The organism is Luteimonas sp. Soil_C_5, from assembly GCF_057656615.1.
The window spans coordinates 461,435-476,165 of the sequence record NZ_JBDGKA010000002.1 but is presented as its reverse complement, the minus strand read 5'-3'; the positions used below and the strand labels follow the sequence as shown (position 1 = coordinate 476,165).

General features: G+C 69.7%; 11 protein-coding genes. 7 read left to right on the top strand and 4 right to left on the bottom strand.

The features are described 5' to 3' along the window. Positions 1–31: 31 nt before the first annotated feature. Complete coding sequence (locus AC3A5K_RS06670; protein WP_487616713.1) at positions 32–556, bottom strand: hypothetical protein; 525 nt, start codon at positions 554–556, stop codon at positions 32–34. 60 nt (positions 557–616) lie between these two features. On the opposite strand from AC3A5K_RS06670, the gene AC3A5K_RS06665 reads away from it, so the two are divergent. Beyond that, on the top strand, positions 617–2,782 hold the full coding sequence (locus AC3A5K_RS06665; protein ID WP_487616712.1) for a RelA/SpoT family protein: 2,166 nt from the start codon (positions 617–619) through the stop codon (positions 2,780–2,782). Between the two features lie 60 nt (positions 2,783–2,842). Beyond that, positions 2,843–4,411, top strand: a complete 1,569-nt coding sequence (locus AC3A5K_RS06660) for a tetratricopeptide repeat protein (protein WP_487616711.1) — start codon at positions 2,843–2,845, stop codon at positions 4,409–4,411. On the opposite strand, the gene AC3A5K_RS06655 is transcribed toward AC3A5K_RS06660, so the two are convergent. Both AC3A5K_RS06655 and AC3A5K_RS06650 read right to left on the bottom strand, forming a co-directional pair. Next, complete coding sequence (locus AC3A5K_RS06655) at positions 4,401–5,720, bottom strand: glycosyltransferase (RefSeq protein WP_487616710.1); 1,320 nt, start codon at positions 5,718–5,720, stop codon at positions 4,401–4,403. The two genes, AC3A5K_RS06660 and AC3A5K_RS06655, sit on opposite strands and share 11 nt — an antisense overlap. Further along, complete coding sequence (locus AC3A5K_RS06650) at positions 5,720–6,811, bottom strand: glycosyltransferase (protein WP_487616709.1); 1,092 nt, start codon at positions 6,809–6,811, stop codon at positions 5,720–5,722. The genes AC3A5K_RS06655 and AC3A5K_RS06650 overlap by 1 nt, the downstream gene beginning before the upstream one ends. A 321-nt stretch (positions 6,812–7,132) precedes the next feature. On the opposite strand from AC3A5K_RS06650, the gene mrcB reads away from it, so the two are divergent. From mrcB to lepB, 5 genes are read left to right on the top strand one after another with little or no spacing between them, the layout of a single operon-like run. Further along, positions 7,133–9,613 (top strand): penicillin-binding protein 1B, encoded by a 2,481-nt coding sequence (gene mrcB, locus AC3A5K_RS06645; RefSeq protein ID WP_487616708.1) that lies wholly within the window; start codon positions 7,133–7,135, stop codon positions 9,611–9,613. Further along, on the top strand, positions 9,610–10,140 hold the full coding sequence (locus AC3A5K_RS06640; RefSeq protein ID WP_487616707.1) for a tetratricopeptide repeat protein: 531 nt from the start codon (positions 9,610–9,612) through the stop codon (positions 10,138–10,140). The genes mrcB and AC3A5K_RS06640 overlap by 4 nt, the downstream gene beginning before the upstream one ends. A 17-nt stretch (positions 10,141–10,157) precedes the next feature. Continuing rightward, positions 10,158–12,278 (top strand): DNA repair helicase YoaA, encoded by a 2,121-nt coding sequence (gene yoaA / locus AC3A5K_RS06635; protein ID WP_487616706.1) that lies wholly within the window; start codon positions 10,158–10,160, stop codon positions 12,276–12,278. Continuing rightward, the gene (tsaB, locus tag AC3A5K_RS06630; protein ID WP_487616705.1) at positions 12,275–12,979 is read left to right on the top strand and encodes a tRNA (adenosine(37)-N6)-threonylcarbamoyltransferase complex dimerization subunit type 1 TsaB; all 705 of its coding nucleotides are present in this window, start codon (positions 12,275–12,277) and stop codon (positions 12,977–12,979) included. Before yoaA ends, tsaB begins: the two co-directional genes overlap by 4 nt. A gap of 56 nt (positions 12,980–13,035) precedes the next feature. After that, on the top strand, positions 13,036–13,677 hold the full coding sequence (lepB, locus tag AC3A5K_RS06625) for a signal peptidase I (protein ID WP_487616704.1): 642 nt from the start codon (positions 13,036–13,038) through the stop codon (positions 13,675–13,677). 179 nt (positions 13,678–13,856) lie between these two features. On the opposite strand, the gene AC3A5K_RS06620 is transcribed toward lepB, so the two are convergent. Next, positions 13,857–14,729 carry an energy transducer TonB gene (locus AC3A5K_RS06620; protein WP_487617068.1) on the bottom strand — a complete coding sequence of 291 codons (873 nt, stop codon included), beginning with the start codon at positions 14,727–14,729 and terminating at the stop codon, positions 13,857–13,859. Positions 14,730–14,731: the final 2 nt, after the last annotated feature.

Below are 14,731 nucleotides of genomic sequence, written 5' to 3'. Positions count from 1 at the left end.
CGCATGCCGGATGCGGCATGCGGCTCCGGACTCAGCGGATGCGCTCGACCTTGGCCTGGCGGTTGTAGCCATCGACCTGCAGCCACCAGGCACCGAGCATGCTCGGGCGGATGCGCACGCCGACATCGGTGCCGCGTGCGCCGGCGAGCGTGGTGGAGTCGGTCTGCTTCCAGACCTGGCCGTTGGCCAGCGTGAACTCGCGGCCCTGGCCGAAGCCCTGGAACGGTCCGGTAATGGTGCTTTCGATCGGCTCGCGCGCCTCGGGCGCGGGACGCATGCCCTGCGTGTCGGCCAGCGCCTCGCGCCGGCCCGCCTCGCGGGCTTCGGCAATGCGGGCATCGACCACGGCCGGTGCATCGGGCAGGTCGGCGGTGTTGGCGTCGCGGCGCGCGAGCCAGGCATCGAGCTGCGCCAGCTCGGCCGCGCTCAATTTGTCGAGTCCCGTGGCGCTGCGCTCGGCGGCGCTCATCTCGGATGCGATCTGCGACTGTTGCGCCGCGACGGGTGTCGCGATCGACATCACGGCGGCGATCAGGATGCAGTGGACTGCGCGCATGCTCTGTTCCTCTGGGCGGGGCGCGGCTAGTGTAGACCGTCCCCGCCCGTGACCGAGCCGATGAGCGTGCGTCTGGACCTGCTGCGCGACCGCCTGCTGTCGCTGCCTTCGATGGCAGCGCATGGGGATGCGTTGCGCCAGTCGATCGCCGCGATGCCGGATGAAGGCGACAGTCCCGATGCCGAGCAGGCCGCCGTGCTGTTCGACACGCTGGGATCGCTGGCGTTGCTGGGCAGCGACGCGGAGGTCGTCGCGGCTGCGATCATCGACGCGGTACCGGCCTGGCATGCGTCGATGCTCGCGCGTATGCCGGGGCTGCCGCCGCTGCTCGACGGCCTGCGTGCCGCACGCCAGGTGTGGTCGCTGCATGCCGAGCATGCAGGCCAGGGCAATCCGGAAGGCCTGCGGCGCCTGCTGCTGGCGCTGGTGCGCGACTTGCGCGTGGTGCTCGTCCTGCTGGCCCGGCAGTTGGCGCGGATGCGCGCCGCGGCGCAGGGCGATGCCGAAGACCGGCAGGCGCTGGCGCTGCTGACCCGCGACATCCACGCGCCGCTCGCCAACCGGCTCGGCATCTGGCAGCTGAAGTGGGAGCTCGAGGATCTCGCGTTCCGCTATCTGCAGCCGGATGTTTATCGCCGGATCGCCGGTCTGCTCGACGACACGCGCGCCGGACGCGAGCGTTACGTCGAAACCGTGCGTGCCCGGCTCGGCGAGGCACTCGCGGTGCAAGGCTTGCACGCCGAGGTCGCCGGCCGCCCGAAGCACATCTACAGCATCTGGCGAAAAATGCAGAAGAAGCAGGTGCCGATCGGCGAGCTCTACGACCTGCGCGCGGTGCGGGTGCTGGTCGACGATGTCCCCGCCTGCTATGCCGCGCTCGGCGTGGTGCACGCGCTGTGGTCGCCGGTGCCCAGCGAATTCGACGACTACATCGCCCGCCCGAAACACAACGATTACCGCTCGCTGCACACCGCCGTCGTCGGGCCGGACGGCAAGACGCTGGAAGTGCAGATCCGCACGCGCGAGATGCACGAGGCGTCCGAACTGGGCGTGGCCGCGCACTGGCGTTACAAGGAAACCGGCGGTTCGCAGCGGGCCTCGTCTGCCGGCAGTGCATCACTCGAACGCCGCATCGAATGGATGCGACGCCTGCTCGAATCGCATGCGGATCCCGCGCGCGGCGATGGCGACGCGCTGGCCGATGCGCTGGGCACCGAGCTCGCCGAAGAGCGTGTCTTCGTGCTCACGCCCAAGGGCGAGGTCATCGACCTGCCGCAGGGCGCGACGCCGCTGGATTTCGCCTATCACGTGCACACGATGGTCGGGCATCGCTGCCGCGGCGCGAAGGTCGACGGCCGGATCGTGCCGCTCGATTACACCCTGCACAGCGGCGAGCGGGTCGAAATCCTGACCGCGAAGACGCCCGCGCCGCGGCGCGACTGGCTGGTCGCGGCCAACGGCTTCCTCGCCAGCCCGCGTTCGCGCGAAAAGGTCCGCCACTGGTTCCACAAGCTCGACCGCGAACGCAACGTGGTGGCGGGCCGTGAACTGCTGGAAAAGGACCTGCGCCGCCTGGGCCTGCTGCAGGCCGATCTGGCACCGGTGCTGGCGCGCTTCAACGTCGCCGCCGTGGACGACCTGTACGTGCTGGTGGCGCTGGGCGATGTCGGTCCGAACCAGGTCGGGCGCGCGCTGCTGGAACTCGAACGCGAACGTGCGGCGCCGACGGAAGCCGCTGCACCGACGCTCCCACTGCGGCGCCCGCGCCGGGCACCGCGTACCGGCGACGCCGAGTTCCGTGTGGTCGGCGTCGACAACCTGCTGGTGCAGACCGCACGCTGCTGCCGCCCGGTGCCGGGCGAACCGATCGCCGGCTATCTGACCCGCGCGCGCGGCGTCACCGTGCATCGCCGCGATTGCGCCGCATTCCTGCGCCTGTCGGCCGGTCAGCCACAGCGCGTGCTGCCGGTGGAGTGGGGCGGAGCAGGCGGCGGCCACGAATCCGATGTCGTGATCGAAGCCGTCGACCGCAAGCATCTGCTCAAGGACCTCAGCAACCTGATCGCGCAGGAGGACGTGCACGTGCTGTCCATCCAGAGCGACCACCGCCCGCTGTCGCGCGTGCAACTGCGGCTGCGGTTGCGCGTGGGCGACTTCGGCCAGCTGGCGCGGCTGCTCGGCAAGCTCGACAGCCTGCCCGGCGTGGAGCAGGCACGTCGCACCTGAGCCGATACGCCTGCGCCCGGGTGACGCCAGCATTCATCCCGGCCTTCCATACTGCGCCGCGTGAATCGCGACTCTCCGCCCGACCCGAACGCGCCCGATGCGGCGTCGCCGTCCGCACCGTTGCGTGCGGACGCACGCCTGTCGCGGCATCGCCCGCCGGAGCCGCCTGCACGCCCGTGGAAGTGGATCCTCTTCGCCGCCATCGTGGCCGTGCTGGTGTTGATCGTGCTGGTGCGCCTGCTGGTCGTGGACCGGTTCTGGCCGGAAACCCGCAGCCAGTCCCTGCTGGACCGGGCGGCGAGTGCGCTGGTCGAGGGCCGGCTCGACGAAAGCGACGGCACCGGTGCGCGCCAGCTCTACGAAGCGGCGCAGGCGCTCGATCCCGATGACGCACGTCCGCGCGCCGGGCTGGGCCGCGTATCGCAGGCGGCGGTGACGGCCGCGCAGGCGGCGCTGGACGCCGGCCGCTTCGAAGACGCCCATCGCGCGCTGATGCTGGCGCGCGAACTCGCTGCGCCGCGCGAGGCGGTGGATGCGGTGGCCGATGCATTGCGCGAACGCGAGGCCGCCGATGCGGGCCTGGACACGCTGCTGCTTCAGGCGCAGGCCGCGCAGGCGAAGGGCCGGCTCGACGGCGACGCGTCGGCCGCGCTGCCGCTGTACCGGCGCATCCTCGTTCTGCAGCCCGCGAATGCCGACGCCCTGCGTGGCCGCGACGAAACCCTGGCCACCCTGCTGGAGCAGGCGCGTGCCGCGCTGCGCGGCGGCGATCTGCGCGGCGCCGGCGATCTCATCGCCGCTGCGCGCGCCTACGACGCCGGCCATGTCGACCTGCCCGATACCGAGGCCCGCCTGACCGAAGAACTCGACGCGCTCCGCGGGCGTGCGGCCGCGAGCCTGGCCGCGGACCGGGTCGAGCGCAGCGTCGCCGAGTGGCGCACGCTGCTGGCGTTCGATCCTGAAGACGCCGGCGCCCAGCGCGGTCTGGTCGATGCCGCGGCGGCCTATGCGCATCGCGCGGAGCGGCATGCGCGCGACTTCAACTTCGCCGACGCCGGTGCGCAGCTGCGCGAGGCGATGGCGCTGGCCCCCGACAGCGACGCGGTCCGCACCGCGGCAGCACATGTCGAACGTTCGCGCGCACGGCACGCCCAGCTCGCCCCGCGCCTGCCGGCGGCCGAACGCGGACGCCGGGTCGCGGTGCTGCTGCGCGAGGCTGCCGCTGCCGAGGCCCGCGGTGACCTGCTCACGCCACCCGGCGAGAGTGCCTACGACCGCATCCGGGCGGCGCAGCTGCTGGCACCCGACGATGCCACCGTCGCGCGTGCATCGGCGCGCCTGCTGCCGTCGGTACGCGCGTGCTTCGATACCGGACTGCGCGCGAACAACCTCGCGCGCGCGCGCAGCTGTCTCGATGCGCGGACCGCGCTGGGCGACGATGCCGCCACCCTCCACGAGTCCCGCCGTCGCCTCGCGCAGCGTTGGCTCGCGATCGGCGACGAACGCCTGGGTGCGGGCAATCTCGCCGGCGCCGAAGCCGCACTGACGCTGGCCCGGGAAATCGACCCGGGCGTGCCGGGTCATGCGGAATTCGCGAAAAGATTTCGTGCGGCGTCTATCAGTCGCTAGCGGATCCGTCTTTGACTGCTTGCCTCAGAGCGTTGTCCAGTCGGGTCGCAATTGCGCGCCAGCTCGTGCTTGAGACTGAAGTGTGAGACAAGTCGAGCAGCTCATCCAATCGGTTCTCGCACTTCGCGGCATTGAGTGCCGTGAGGCATTCAACGATGTGGTTTATCTCGTTTCGGCAATTCCAGCCGCGACGAAGGCGAGTTAGCTCAGCTGATACCGTGTCGTCGCCGGGCCCCAGATTCAGCACTGGCCGTCCGCTGCCGAAGTACTCGTTGACTTTCCCAGGAATCTGGGTCATGTCGTCGTTGGCGATGTTGATCAGAACGTCTGCAGCTTTCTGAAGGTCGAGAATCGTGTTGTGCGGACGGAAGCCGAGCAGTCGTATCTGATTTGGAGAGCGTCGCGAGGCGGCCAGTACAGACTCTGGAACAGCGATGGAAGCGATCGTGAGGCGTGCATTCGGAATTTTCAGAATTGCCGCCAGTAACGCGTCTGGTCGGCGGAACTGGTAGAAACTGCCCGTGTAGAACAGTTCCAAGCGGGCGTCGTCGAACAATTTTACAGCTGGGGCCCTGGTGGGCCTCTGCGCATCGTGACCTTGTGGTATCACGACGAATCCTGAGGTGCGGCCGTGACGCTTCTGCATCAGTGCAGCCGTAGCCTCAGTGGTCACGGTAATGAGATCGGCCTCGTTGCACATTGCATGCTCGATCCTAGATGCCCGCCGAATCCAGCGTGAGGGAGTGTAAGACGCGAGTACGGGGTCCCCAAGATCAGCAACCCAGAAAAATCCCCTGCGTTTGGCGAGTAGGGCAAGTTCGATGGTTGTCGCTGGCTCGTGGGAACTGATTACCGCTTCGGGCTTGATTGTGTCCAGAAGTCCAGGAAGCCTGCGACTCGCCCACGGGCGCCACTCGCCGCGTATGTCCGGAAAATGGACGAATTGGGCAAATTCTTGAATCTGTTCAGATATGCGCTGCCTCCAGTTCCGCGGCGGACGAATGGCATCGCCTAAGGCCTCGTCGCCCCTCGGACTTTCGATAGCTGTTGTCGCCAGGTCAGCGTTGATCTTGCGATGCCGGCGTCTCCTGAAGAAGGCGAGAAGTCCGCGCACGGGGCCGGGAAAAGTACGATGGAAGATCACATTTGACGGGATCGCAGGTAAGCCCCGGGTTTCGCCCCCCAATTCAGGGGCGAGCACATGGACCTCGTGTCCAAGCTGCACGAGCTCTCTGACAAGATAGATCCAGCGTAGCGACTGCGGAGATGGGCTGGGGGGGAATTCGTATGCAATCAGTAGAAGGCGCATCAGGATTCTTTGAGCATTAAGGGCTTCAGCGATGCGCGTATCGAGTCGAGCGCAGAATCCGCGTTGAAATGAAAAGCCGTCAAGTCGCGACCCGATCGAGAAATTCGATCCCACAGCAGGTCATCGTTGTAAGCCTGCGCGACGGCATCGACAAATGCGTCAGGCGTGTTCGCGATGAGTACGTTTTCACCATGAGTCAGATGCAGGCCTTCCGCGGCGCACTCCGTGACAACCATGGGCAGCCCATGCGCCAAGCCGAGGTTGACTTTGCCTTTCACGCCCGCTCCGAACCGGAGCGGTGCCAGTCCCACCTTTGCATTTCGTAGTAAAGGGCGAAGGTCGCGCACATGCCCATGGACGGTGACGCCGGGCTGTTCTGCCGGAACCACTGCGGCAAGACCCTCGCCGACAAGATGCATCTCTACATTAGGCAGACGTTCTCTTATCAGGGGGAAAAGAGTTTCTGACAGCCAGCGCACAGCATCTATATTGGGAGGATGAGCCGCGCCGCCCACAAACAGCAGGCCGTGGCGCCGCTGAGGTCCCGGTACGTCTCTTACAGCTTCGTGCAGGTTGGACACGATGTAGACGGGCGTGCCGGGGGCTTCAAGCGCGATCAACTTCTGTTCCACAGGGCTGACGACCCAGCATGCATCCGCAGAATCTATGGCTGCCAGTTCCCTGCGACGAGTTTCCAGCGCCAGTCGTCTCAACTTCACGTCAGCGCGTTGCTCTGCCTCGCGGGCTTCTCTCAGATGGTGTAGATCCACCGTGTCGAGAATGAGCCGCGCTCGGGGCGCAGCGCGCCGGAGCATTGGGAAGAGGGCTTCAGCCAAGTGGTATCGGCTAACGATGACAGCGTCGTAGGTATCAGCGCGCTCAATCAACCAGCGGCCTTGTCGACGGGTGCCCGCGACATGGTGGACGAACACACCGCTGGCTGTGAGCGTATCCGAATCGTGGCCTGCATCGAATCCATCGTCCGGCAGGAAGTCCACGCGGTAGCCGACGCGTGCGAGAAGCGTCATCAGTCCATAAGCGCGCATTGATCCTGAGTCGCGATCCGGGCGGGGAGTGGTGACATCGATCACCAGGATGCGTGAACCCGTGCCTTGCCGAGGGAGCGCGGGTTCGGTCCGCACGCTCTTCCTCGAGATTCCGTTCGTTCCGTGTGCTGATCGATTCAAAGCTCGCACGGCGAGGCCACGCAGGCCGCGCGCATGTAGCGCCAATCGAAGTCGGTGGACCCTGGAAGACGCGCGCCGCAGGTAATAGAGAGTAAGAGTGAGCAAAGCAGCGTTCTGGCAGTCTGAATGGTTGTCGATGCCGGTAGCCGGTCCGAAGAGCGCGCTGCGCTAGACTCGCGCCGCCGCCCATTGTCGCATTCTGCGACCGGGCAATCTCTTCTCCTGATGATGGCCCGGATCGATTACGAAGACGAAGATGACGCAGACGATGCGCACGACCCGCCGCAGTGGCGCCGACGCGTCGTCACCGCGCTGCTGGCCCTGGTGGGCCTCGGTCTCGGCTTTCTGATTCCCTACACGATCTACCTCAACCACCAGGTCAGCGAACGCTTCGGCGAGTTGCGCTGGCAGGTGCCGACGCGCGTGTATGCGCGGCCGTTGCAGCTGACGCCGGGCATGGCGATGAATGCCGCGACGCTGAAGACCGAACTCGATGCCGCGGGGTATCGCGAGGGCGACGGCGTGCGCCCCGGCACCTACGCCACCGAGGGCGCCCGTTGGACGATCTCGAGCCGTGGCTTCCGCGATGTCGACGAGGTGGTGGCGGCCACGCGCGTGCAGGCCACGCTGTCGGGCGGGCGCGTGTCGCGGTTGCGCGACGGCGGCGGCGAGCGCGGCATCGAGGCGGCGCGCATGGACCCGGCGCGTATCGCCACGCTGTATGGCCAGCGTCAGGAAGAACGGCGCCTGGTCCGTGGTGAGGACGTGCCGCAACTGCTGACCGATGCCCTGCAGGCGGTCGAGGACAAGGATTTCGCCCACCACCACGGCATCGACCTCAGCGGCATGGCCCGCGCGGCGATGGCGAACCTGCGCGCCGGCGAGACCCGCCAGGGCGCCAGCACGCTGACCCAGCAGCTCGCGCGCAGCGGCCTGCTCGGCATCGGCCGCGAGCAGACCTACACCCGCAAGTTCAACGAGATCCTTTACGCGCTGCTGATGGAGGCTCGCTACGACAAGGGCGCGATCCTCGAGGCCTACCTCAATCAGGTCTATCTGGGACAGCGCGGCGCGCAGGCGATCCACGGCGTCGCGGCGGGTGCCGAATTCTGGTTCGGGCGCCGGCTCGATGATCTGGAGACCGAGCAGGTCGCGCTGTTGGTCGGCATCATCCGCGGACCCTCGCACTACGATCCGAGGCGCCAGCCCGAACGCGCCAAGACGCGCCGCGATTTCGTGCTGGGACGGATGCTGGAATCCGGGCTGATCGACCAGGCGGCGCACGACCGTGCGGTGTCGCGTCCCCTGGGCGTGACCGAAACGCCGGGCAGCATCGCCGCGAACCGCTTCCCCGGCTACGTCGATCTGGTCCGCCGCCAGCTGGCGCGCGACTATCCGGCCGGCGCGCTGCAGGGCGCCGGGCTGTCGGTGATGAGTGCGATGTCGCCCTCCGCCCAGGCCTATGCCGAAGGCGCGACGGTGCGCACGATCAAGGACCTGTCCACGTCGAAGCGGCCGGCGCTGCAGGCCGGTCTGGTGGTCACCGACGTGCATAGCGGCGAAGTGGTCGCCGCGGTCGGCAGCCGGGATCCGGTGGAGCACGGCTTCAACCGGGCGATCGAGGCCCAGCGTCCGGTCGGCTCGCTGCTCAAGCCGTTCGTCTATCTGCTGGCGCTGGGCAATCCCACGCGGTACTCGCTGGCCAGTTGGGTCGACGATTCGCCGTTCACCGTGCCGTTGGAGAACGGGCAGCGCTGGACGCCGGGCAACTCCGACGGTCGCAGTCACGGCACCGTCCGCCTGATCGATGCGCTGGCGCGGTCCTACAACCAGGCCACGGTGCGCATCGGCATGGATGTGGGGCCGCGCGCGCTGGCCGACATCGTGCATGTACTGGCCGGCGTGCGCGCCGAGGCCAATCCCGCGCTGATTCTCGGCTCGATGGACCAGAGCCCGTACGCGATGGCGCAGCTGTACCAGTTCCTCGCGTCCGGCGGCGAGATCCAGCCGCTGCGCACTGTGCGCGGCGTCATCGACGAGCAGGGGCGTGTGGTCAACCGCTACGACAATGCGCCGCGCCCCGCGCAGGAAGGCGACGCGCTGGCGGCGCGCGTGGTGACGATCGGCCTGCAGCACGCCGTGAGTTCGGGCACCGGCCGCCAGCTCGTCAACGACGGCCTGGGCCGGCTCAACGCCGCCGGCAAGACCGGCACCAGCAACGATGGGCGCGACAGCTGGTTCGCCGGCTGGACCGGCGATCACCTGGCCGTGGTCTGGGTCGGCAACGACCAGAACGAACAGACCGGCCTCTACGGCGCGACCGGTGCGATGCGCGTGTGGTCGGGCCTGTTCGCGCGCCTGCCCAGCGCCGCGCTCGATGTCGGCGACGCCGGCCTGGAGTGGCAGTGGGTCGCGCAGTCCAACGCCACCGACGCCGATTGCCCCGAGGCGCGCCGGTTCGCCTTCGTCGCCGGCTATGCGCCGCCGTACGAATCCTGCCGGCGCTACGATCCCGATCAGACCTTCGTCGACGAGAACGGCAATCTGGTCGATGCGACCGGCGCGCCGGTCCAGGAAGAGCGCCGCGGCTGGCGCGAGTGGTTCGGCTTCGGCCGTGATCGCGATTCCGAGCCGGCCCCGGCCGAACCCGCGCCCGCCGCGCAGCCTGCACCCCCGCCGCCGCCCCCCGAGGAGATGCCCCGATGATGCCGATGCCGACGCGTGTTCTGGCCCTTGCCTGCGTGCTTGCTCTCGCCGCCTGCGCCTCGCCCGGCACAGCGCCGACCAGCGCCGTGCAGCCGGCGACCACGGCGACGCCGCAGGAAATGGTGGTGCTCATCCGCGGCGCGGCCGGTGACGGCGAAGGCGAACTGGCGGTGCAGCCGCTGCGCGATCCGATGGTCGACGATCTGCGCGAACGCGCCGCCGCGCTCGAAGCGCAGGGCGATCTCGACGGTGCGGTCGCCGCGCTCGACCAGGCGCTGGAGATCGTCGACGGCGATCCGGCGCTGCTGCAGGAGCGCGCCGAACTGGCGATCCTGCAATCGGATTTCGAACAGGCCGGCGCGCTGGCCGAACGCGGTTTCGCGCTCGGTTCGCAGCTCGGTCCGCTGTGCCGCCGGCACTGGATCACGCTGGAACAGGTGCGCCTGATGGCCGGTGACGTCGAAGGTGCGACGTCCGCGCGCACCCAGGCCGATGGCTGCCGCGTCGCCGGGCCCGAGCGCTACTAGGGCGCGTCCGGCGTTCGATGACAGTTTCCGAGGCCGGCGCGGCGCTGGACGCGCGCGACGACAGCCTGGCGGCGCGCAGTCGCGACGCACTGGGCGATGGCGGCCTCCTCGCGGCCTGCATTCCCGACTACCGGCCGCGTGCGGCGCAGCAGGCGCTGTCGATGGCGGTCGCCGATGCATTCGACCAGCGCGCCACGCTGCTGGCCGAAGCCGGCACCGGCACCGGCAAGACCTTCGCCTATCTGGTGCCGGCGCTGCTGTCGGGCCTGAAGACGATCGTCTCCACCGGGACGCGCGCGCTGCAGGACCAGCTGTTCCATCGCGATCTGCCGCGCGTGCGCGACGCCCTGGGCAGCGGGCTGCGCAGTGCGCTGCTCAAGGGGCGCGCGAACTATCTGTGCCTGTACCGGCTGGAGCAGGCGCGTGGCGCGCCGAAACTGGCGACGCGCGAGCAGATCCACCAGTTCCAGCGCATCGTCACCTGGGCCGGCCGCACGCGCATGGGCGATGTCGCCGAGCTCGACGGCCTGCCCGAGGACACGCCGCTGTTGCCGCTGGTGACGTCCACCGTCGACAACTGCCTGGGCAACGAGTGTCCGTTCTGGAGCGACTGCTTCCTGGTGCAGGCGCGTCAGCGCGCGCAGGCGGCCGATGTGGTGGTGGTCAACCATCACCTGCTGCTGGCCGACCTCGCACTGAAACAGGAAGGCTTCGGCGAGATCCTGCCCGGCGCCCAGGCCTTCATCGTCGACGAGGCGCACCAGCTGCCCGAACTCGCCGCGCAGTTCTTCGGCGAGGGCCTGAGTGCGCGTCCGCTGGTCGAGCTGGCGCGCGACGCGCTGGCCGAGTGCCGCGACGTGCCCGGCACCCAGCCGGTGCTGCAGGGCCCGGCGGCGGAACTGGACGCCGCGGCGCGCAGCCTGCGCGCGGCGATGGACGGCCTGCCGCCGCGCGGGACGCGCTATCGCGCGCTCTACGAGCCCGCGGTCGAGGACGCGTTGCACGCGCTCGACGAGGCGCTGGCGCATCTGCGTGACGCACTCGCGCCGCTGCGCGAAGCATCGCCCGGGCTCGACAGCTGCCACGCCCGCGCGGCGCTGTGTCTCACGCGGCTGCGGCGCTGGAACGACGGCGCAGCAGCCGGTTCGATGTTCGCCGACGACGCGGACCCGCACGCAACGCCGGACAAGACGGCCGCGACGCCGGACGGCCCGGCAGACGATGCAGGCGACAGTGTGCTCTGGTACGAACTCACGCCGCGCGGCTTCCGTCTGCAGCGCACGCCGCTCGACGTCTCCGCGCCCCTGCGCGCGCACCGAGAGACCTCGCGCGCCGCCTGGGTGTTCACGTCGGCCACGCTCACCGTGGACGGCGATTTCGACCACATCGCCACGCGGCTCGGCCTGGAAGCGCCGCAGACACTGCTGGCGCCCAGTCCGTTCGACTGGGCCCAGCAGGCGCTGTGCTACGTGCCGCCGCGGCTGCCGGCGCCGGCAGCGCCCGACTACAGCCGGGCCGTCGTCGAGGCCTTGCTGCCGGTGCTGACCGCGTCGAACGGGCGCGCGTTCGTCCTGTTCGCCTCGCATCGCGCATTGCGCGAGACCGCGGTGCTGCTGCGCGACGGTACGCGGCCCTGTCCGTGGCCGCTGTTCGTGCAGGGCGAGGCGCCGCGGCACGTGCTGCTGCAGCGTTTCCGCGAGTCCGGCAACGGCGTGCTGCTGGGCGCGGCCAGTTTCCGCGAGGGCGTCGATGTCGCCGGCGATGCGCTCAGCGTGGTGGTCATCGACAAGCTGCCGTTCGCCGCGCCCGACGATCCGGTGTTCGAGGCGCGGCTGGATGCGATCCGTCGCAGCGGCGGCAATCCGTTCCGCGACGAACAGCTGCCGCAGGCGGTGATCGCGCTCAAGCAGGGCGTGGGCCGGCTGATCCGCACCGAACGCGACCGCGGCGTCCTGGTGCTGTGCGATCCACGGCTGCTGGGCAAAAGCTACGGCGCCGTGTTCCTCGATTCGCTGCCACCGCTGCCGCGCACCCGCGACATCGCCGACGTCGCCGCGTTCTTCGCCGCGTCGCCTGCGACAATTCCCGACGGAATGCCCGACTCCCCACACCCGAATCCAGAATTCCCGCCGTCATGAAACTGCTCGCTTTCGATACCGCCACCGAGGCCTGTTCCGTCGCCGTCTGGGACGATGGCCACGTGCTCGAACGTTTCGAGATCGCGCCACGCCGGCATGCCGAACTGGCCCTGCCGTGGGCCGAGGCGCTGCTGGCCGAGGCCGGAATCGCGCGCAACCAGCTCGATGCGATCGCAGTGTCGCGCGGGCCCGGCGCGTTCACCGGTGTGCGGCTGGGCATTGCGCTGGCGCAGGGCATCGCGCTCGCGCTGGACCGCCCGGTCGTCGCTGCGTCCACGCTGGCGGTGCTCGCGCTGCGCGCAGGCGCCGCGCCCGGCGCACAGGTGCTCGCCGCGATCGACGCGCGCATGGGCGAGATCTACAGCGCCGCCTACCGCATCGGGGCCGAGGGCCCGGTGCCGGTGTCCGACGAACGTGTCGGTCCGCCGGACGCCTACGCACTGCCTGACGACGTCAGCGACTGGTGGGGCGTCGGGACCGGTTTCGCCGCCGTCGACGGCCACCTGCAGACGCGCCTCGGCGCGCGCTTCGTGCAGGTCGATGCGGCGGCCCTGCCGCGCGCCGCCGATCTGGCAGGACTGGCCGCAGCCGCGTATGCACGCGGCGAAGCGGTTGCGCCGGAGCGGGTCGAGCCGGCCTACCTGCGCGACAACGTCGCGCTGACCCTGGTCGAGCAGCAGGCGCGCCGCGCCGCCCGCTGACGGGAACCCCGGGGCGCCGGCGCGGTCCAACCCGCACCGTTCGAAGAGCCGCGCCCATGTCCGCACCGATCGCCGTTCCGCCGTCTCCGTCTCCGTCCACCCCGGGGCGCGTGCGCCGCTGGCTGCGCCGCGAGGGCGTACCGCTCGCGGTGATGCTGGTGCTGCTGGTGGTCGCGCGCTCGTCCCTGGCCAACCACTACCACGTGCCCACCGGCTCCATGGAGCCCACGCTGATGCCGGGCGACCGGGTGGTCGTCGACATGCGCGCCTATGGCGTGCGCGCGCCCTTGACCGGACACACGCTGTGGTCGGGCGCCGCGCCGGCGCGCGGGGACGTCGTGGTGTTCCGCTCGCCCGGCGACGGCACGCGACTGATCAAGCGCGTGGCGGCGGTCGCGGGTGACCGGGTGGATCTGGCCGACGGGCACCTGTCGATCAACGGGCGCGCGCTGGCGGCGGCACCGGGGCTGCCCGAAGACTTCGGCGCGCGCCAGGCGACGCTGGATCTCGATGCCGGCGGCGGGCCCGACATCCGCGGCCTCGTCGTGCCGGACGGCCAGGTGCTGGTGCTGGGTGATCATCGCGGCATGAGTTTCGACGGCCGCTACTTCGGCCTGGTCCCCAGCGACGCGATCTACGGGCAGGCCCGCGGCGTGTACTGGCGCCGCGGCGACGGCCTGGGCTGGCAGCGGCTCTAGAGGCCGTCTTTCACGTGTCGTGACGCGGCACGTTCGATCAGCGCCGGCGGTTGGGCGTTTTCAGCGGCAGGTCGACCGCATCCGCCGCGCAGATGCGCTGCCCCGCCCATCCGCAGGCGGGCGCACGTTCGATGTGCACGCGCTGAGTCAGCGACGCAGCGCCCCCGTCCGCGGAACAATCAGTCGTCGACCAGCGTGCCGCCCGGGAGGAAGTTCCAGGTGCGGGTGACGTGCAGCACGTCGACGTTTTCCTCGGTTGCCGGCAGCGGGGGATAGGGCTCCGCGAGCCGGGCGATGTTGAGCGCGGCGTCGTCGAGCAGGGGCGTGCCGCTGCTGCGGATGATGTCGGCGCGTTCGACCGAACCGTCGCGGCGGATCGCCACGCTGATCACCAGTTCGCCGGCCAGCTGCCGGCGCCGCGCCTCATCGGGATAGTTGAGGTTGCCGACCCGCTCGACCCGGTCCACCCATTGCCGCAGGTACGCGGCGTAGGCGTATTCCTGGGTGCTGGCCGAGACGAACTTGCGCTTGGGCCGGCGCGCGTAGCGCTCGGACCGCAGATGGATCTCGGCCGCCAGCCGGGCCATCGCCAAGTCGCGTTCGATCTTCTCCGCACCGCGCGGCAGCGTCGACGGATCGGTCTGCTGGGTGGGATCGGGCGCGGGCAGGGCGGTCTCGCCGCGCGTGCTCGCGACCACCCGGTCCTGCGGCGGGGGCTGCACGTCGGGCGACTGCGCGCGCAGTTCCATCGGCGCGACACCCGAGTCTTCCTGCGGTACCTGGCCGATCTGCGCGTCGCGTGGCCGCGTCGTCGCTTCGTGTTCGCCGCCGCCCTGGTTGCTGGCCTGTGCCAGGAAATCCGCCTGGGCCTGGGTCAGCGGGCTCGTGGTCTCGGTCAGGATCACGTCCAGCGTCGGCATCACCGGCGCCGCGTCCTCGGTCGCGAAGCCGATGCCCAGTACCAGCAGGCCGTGGACCAGCAGCGACAGCACCAGCGTCGCGCCGAGGCGCGCGCCGTCGTCGATCTGCGGTGGCGGCGCAGCGGCCTGCATCG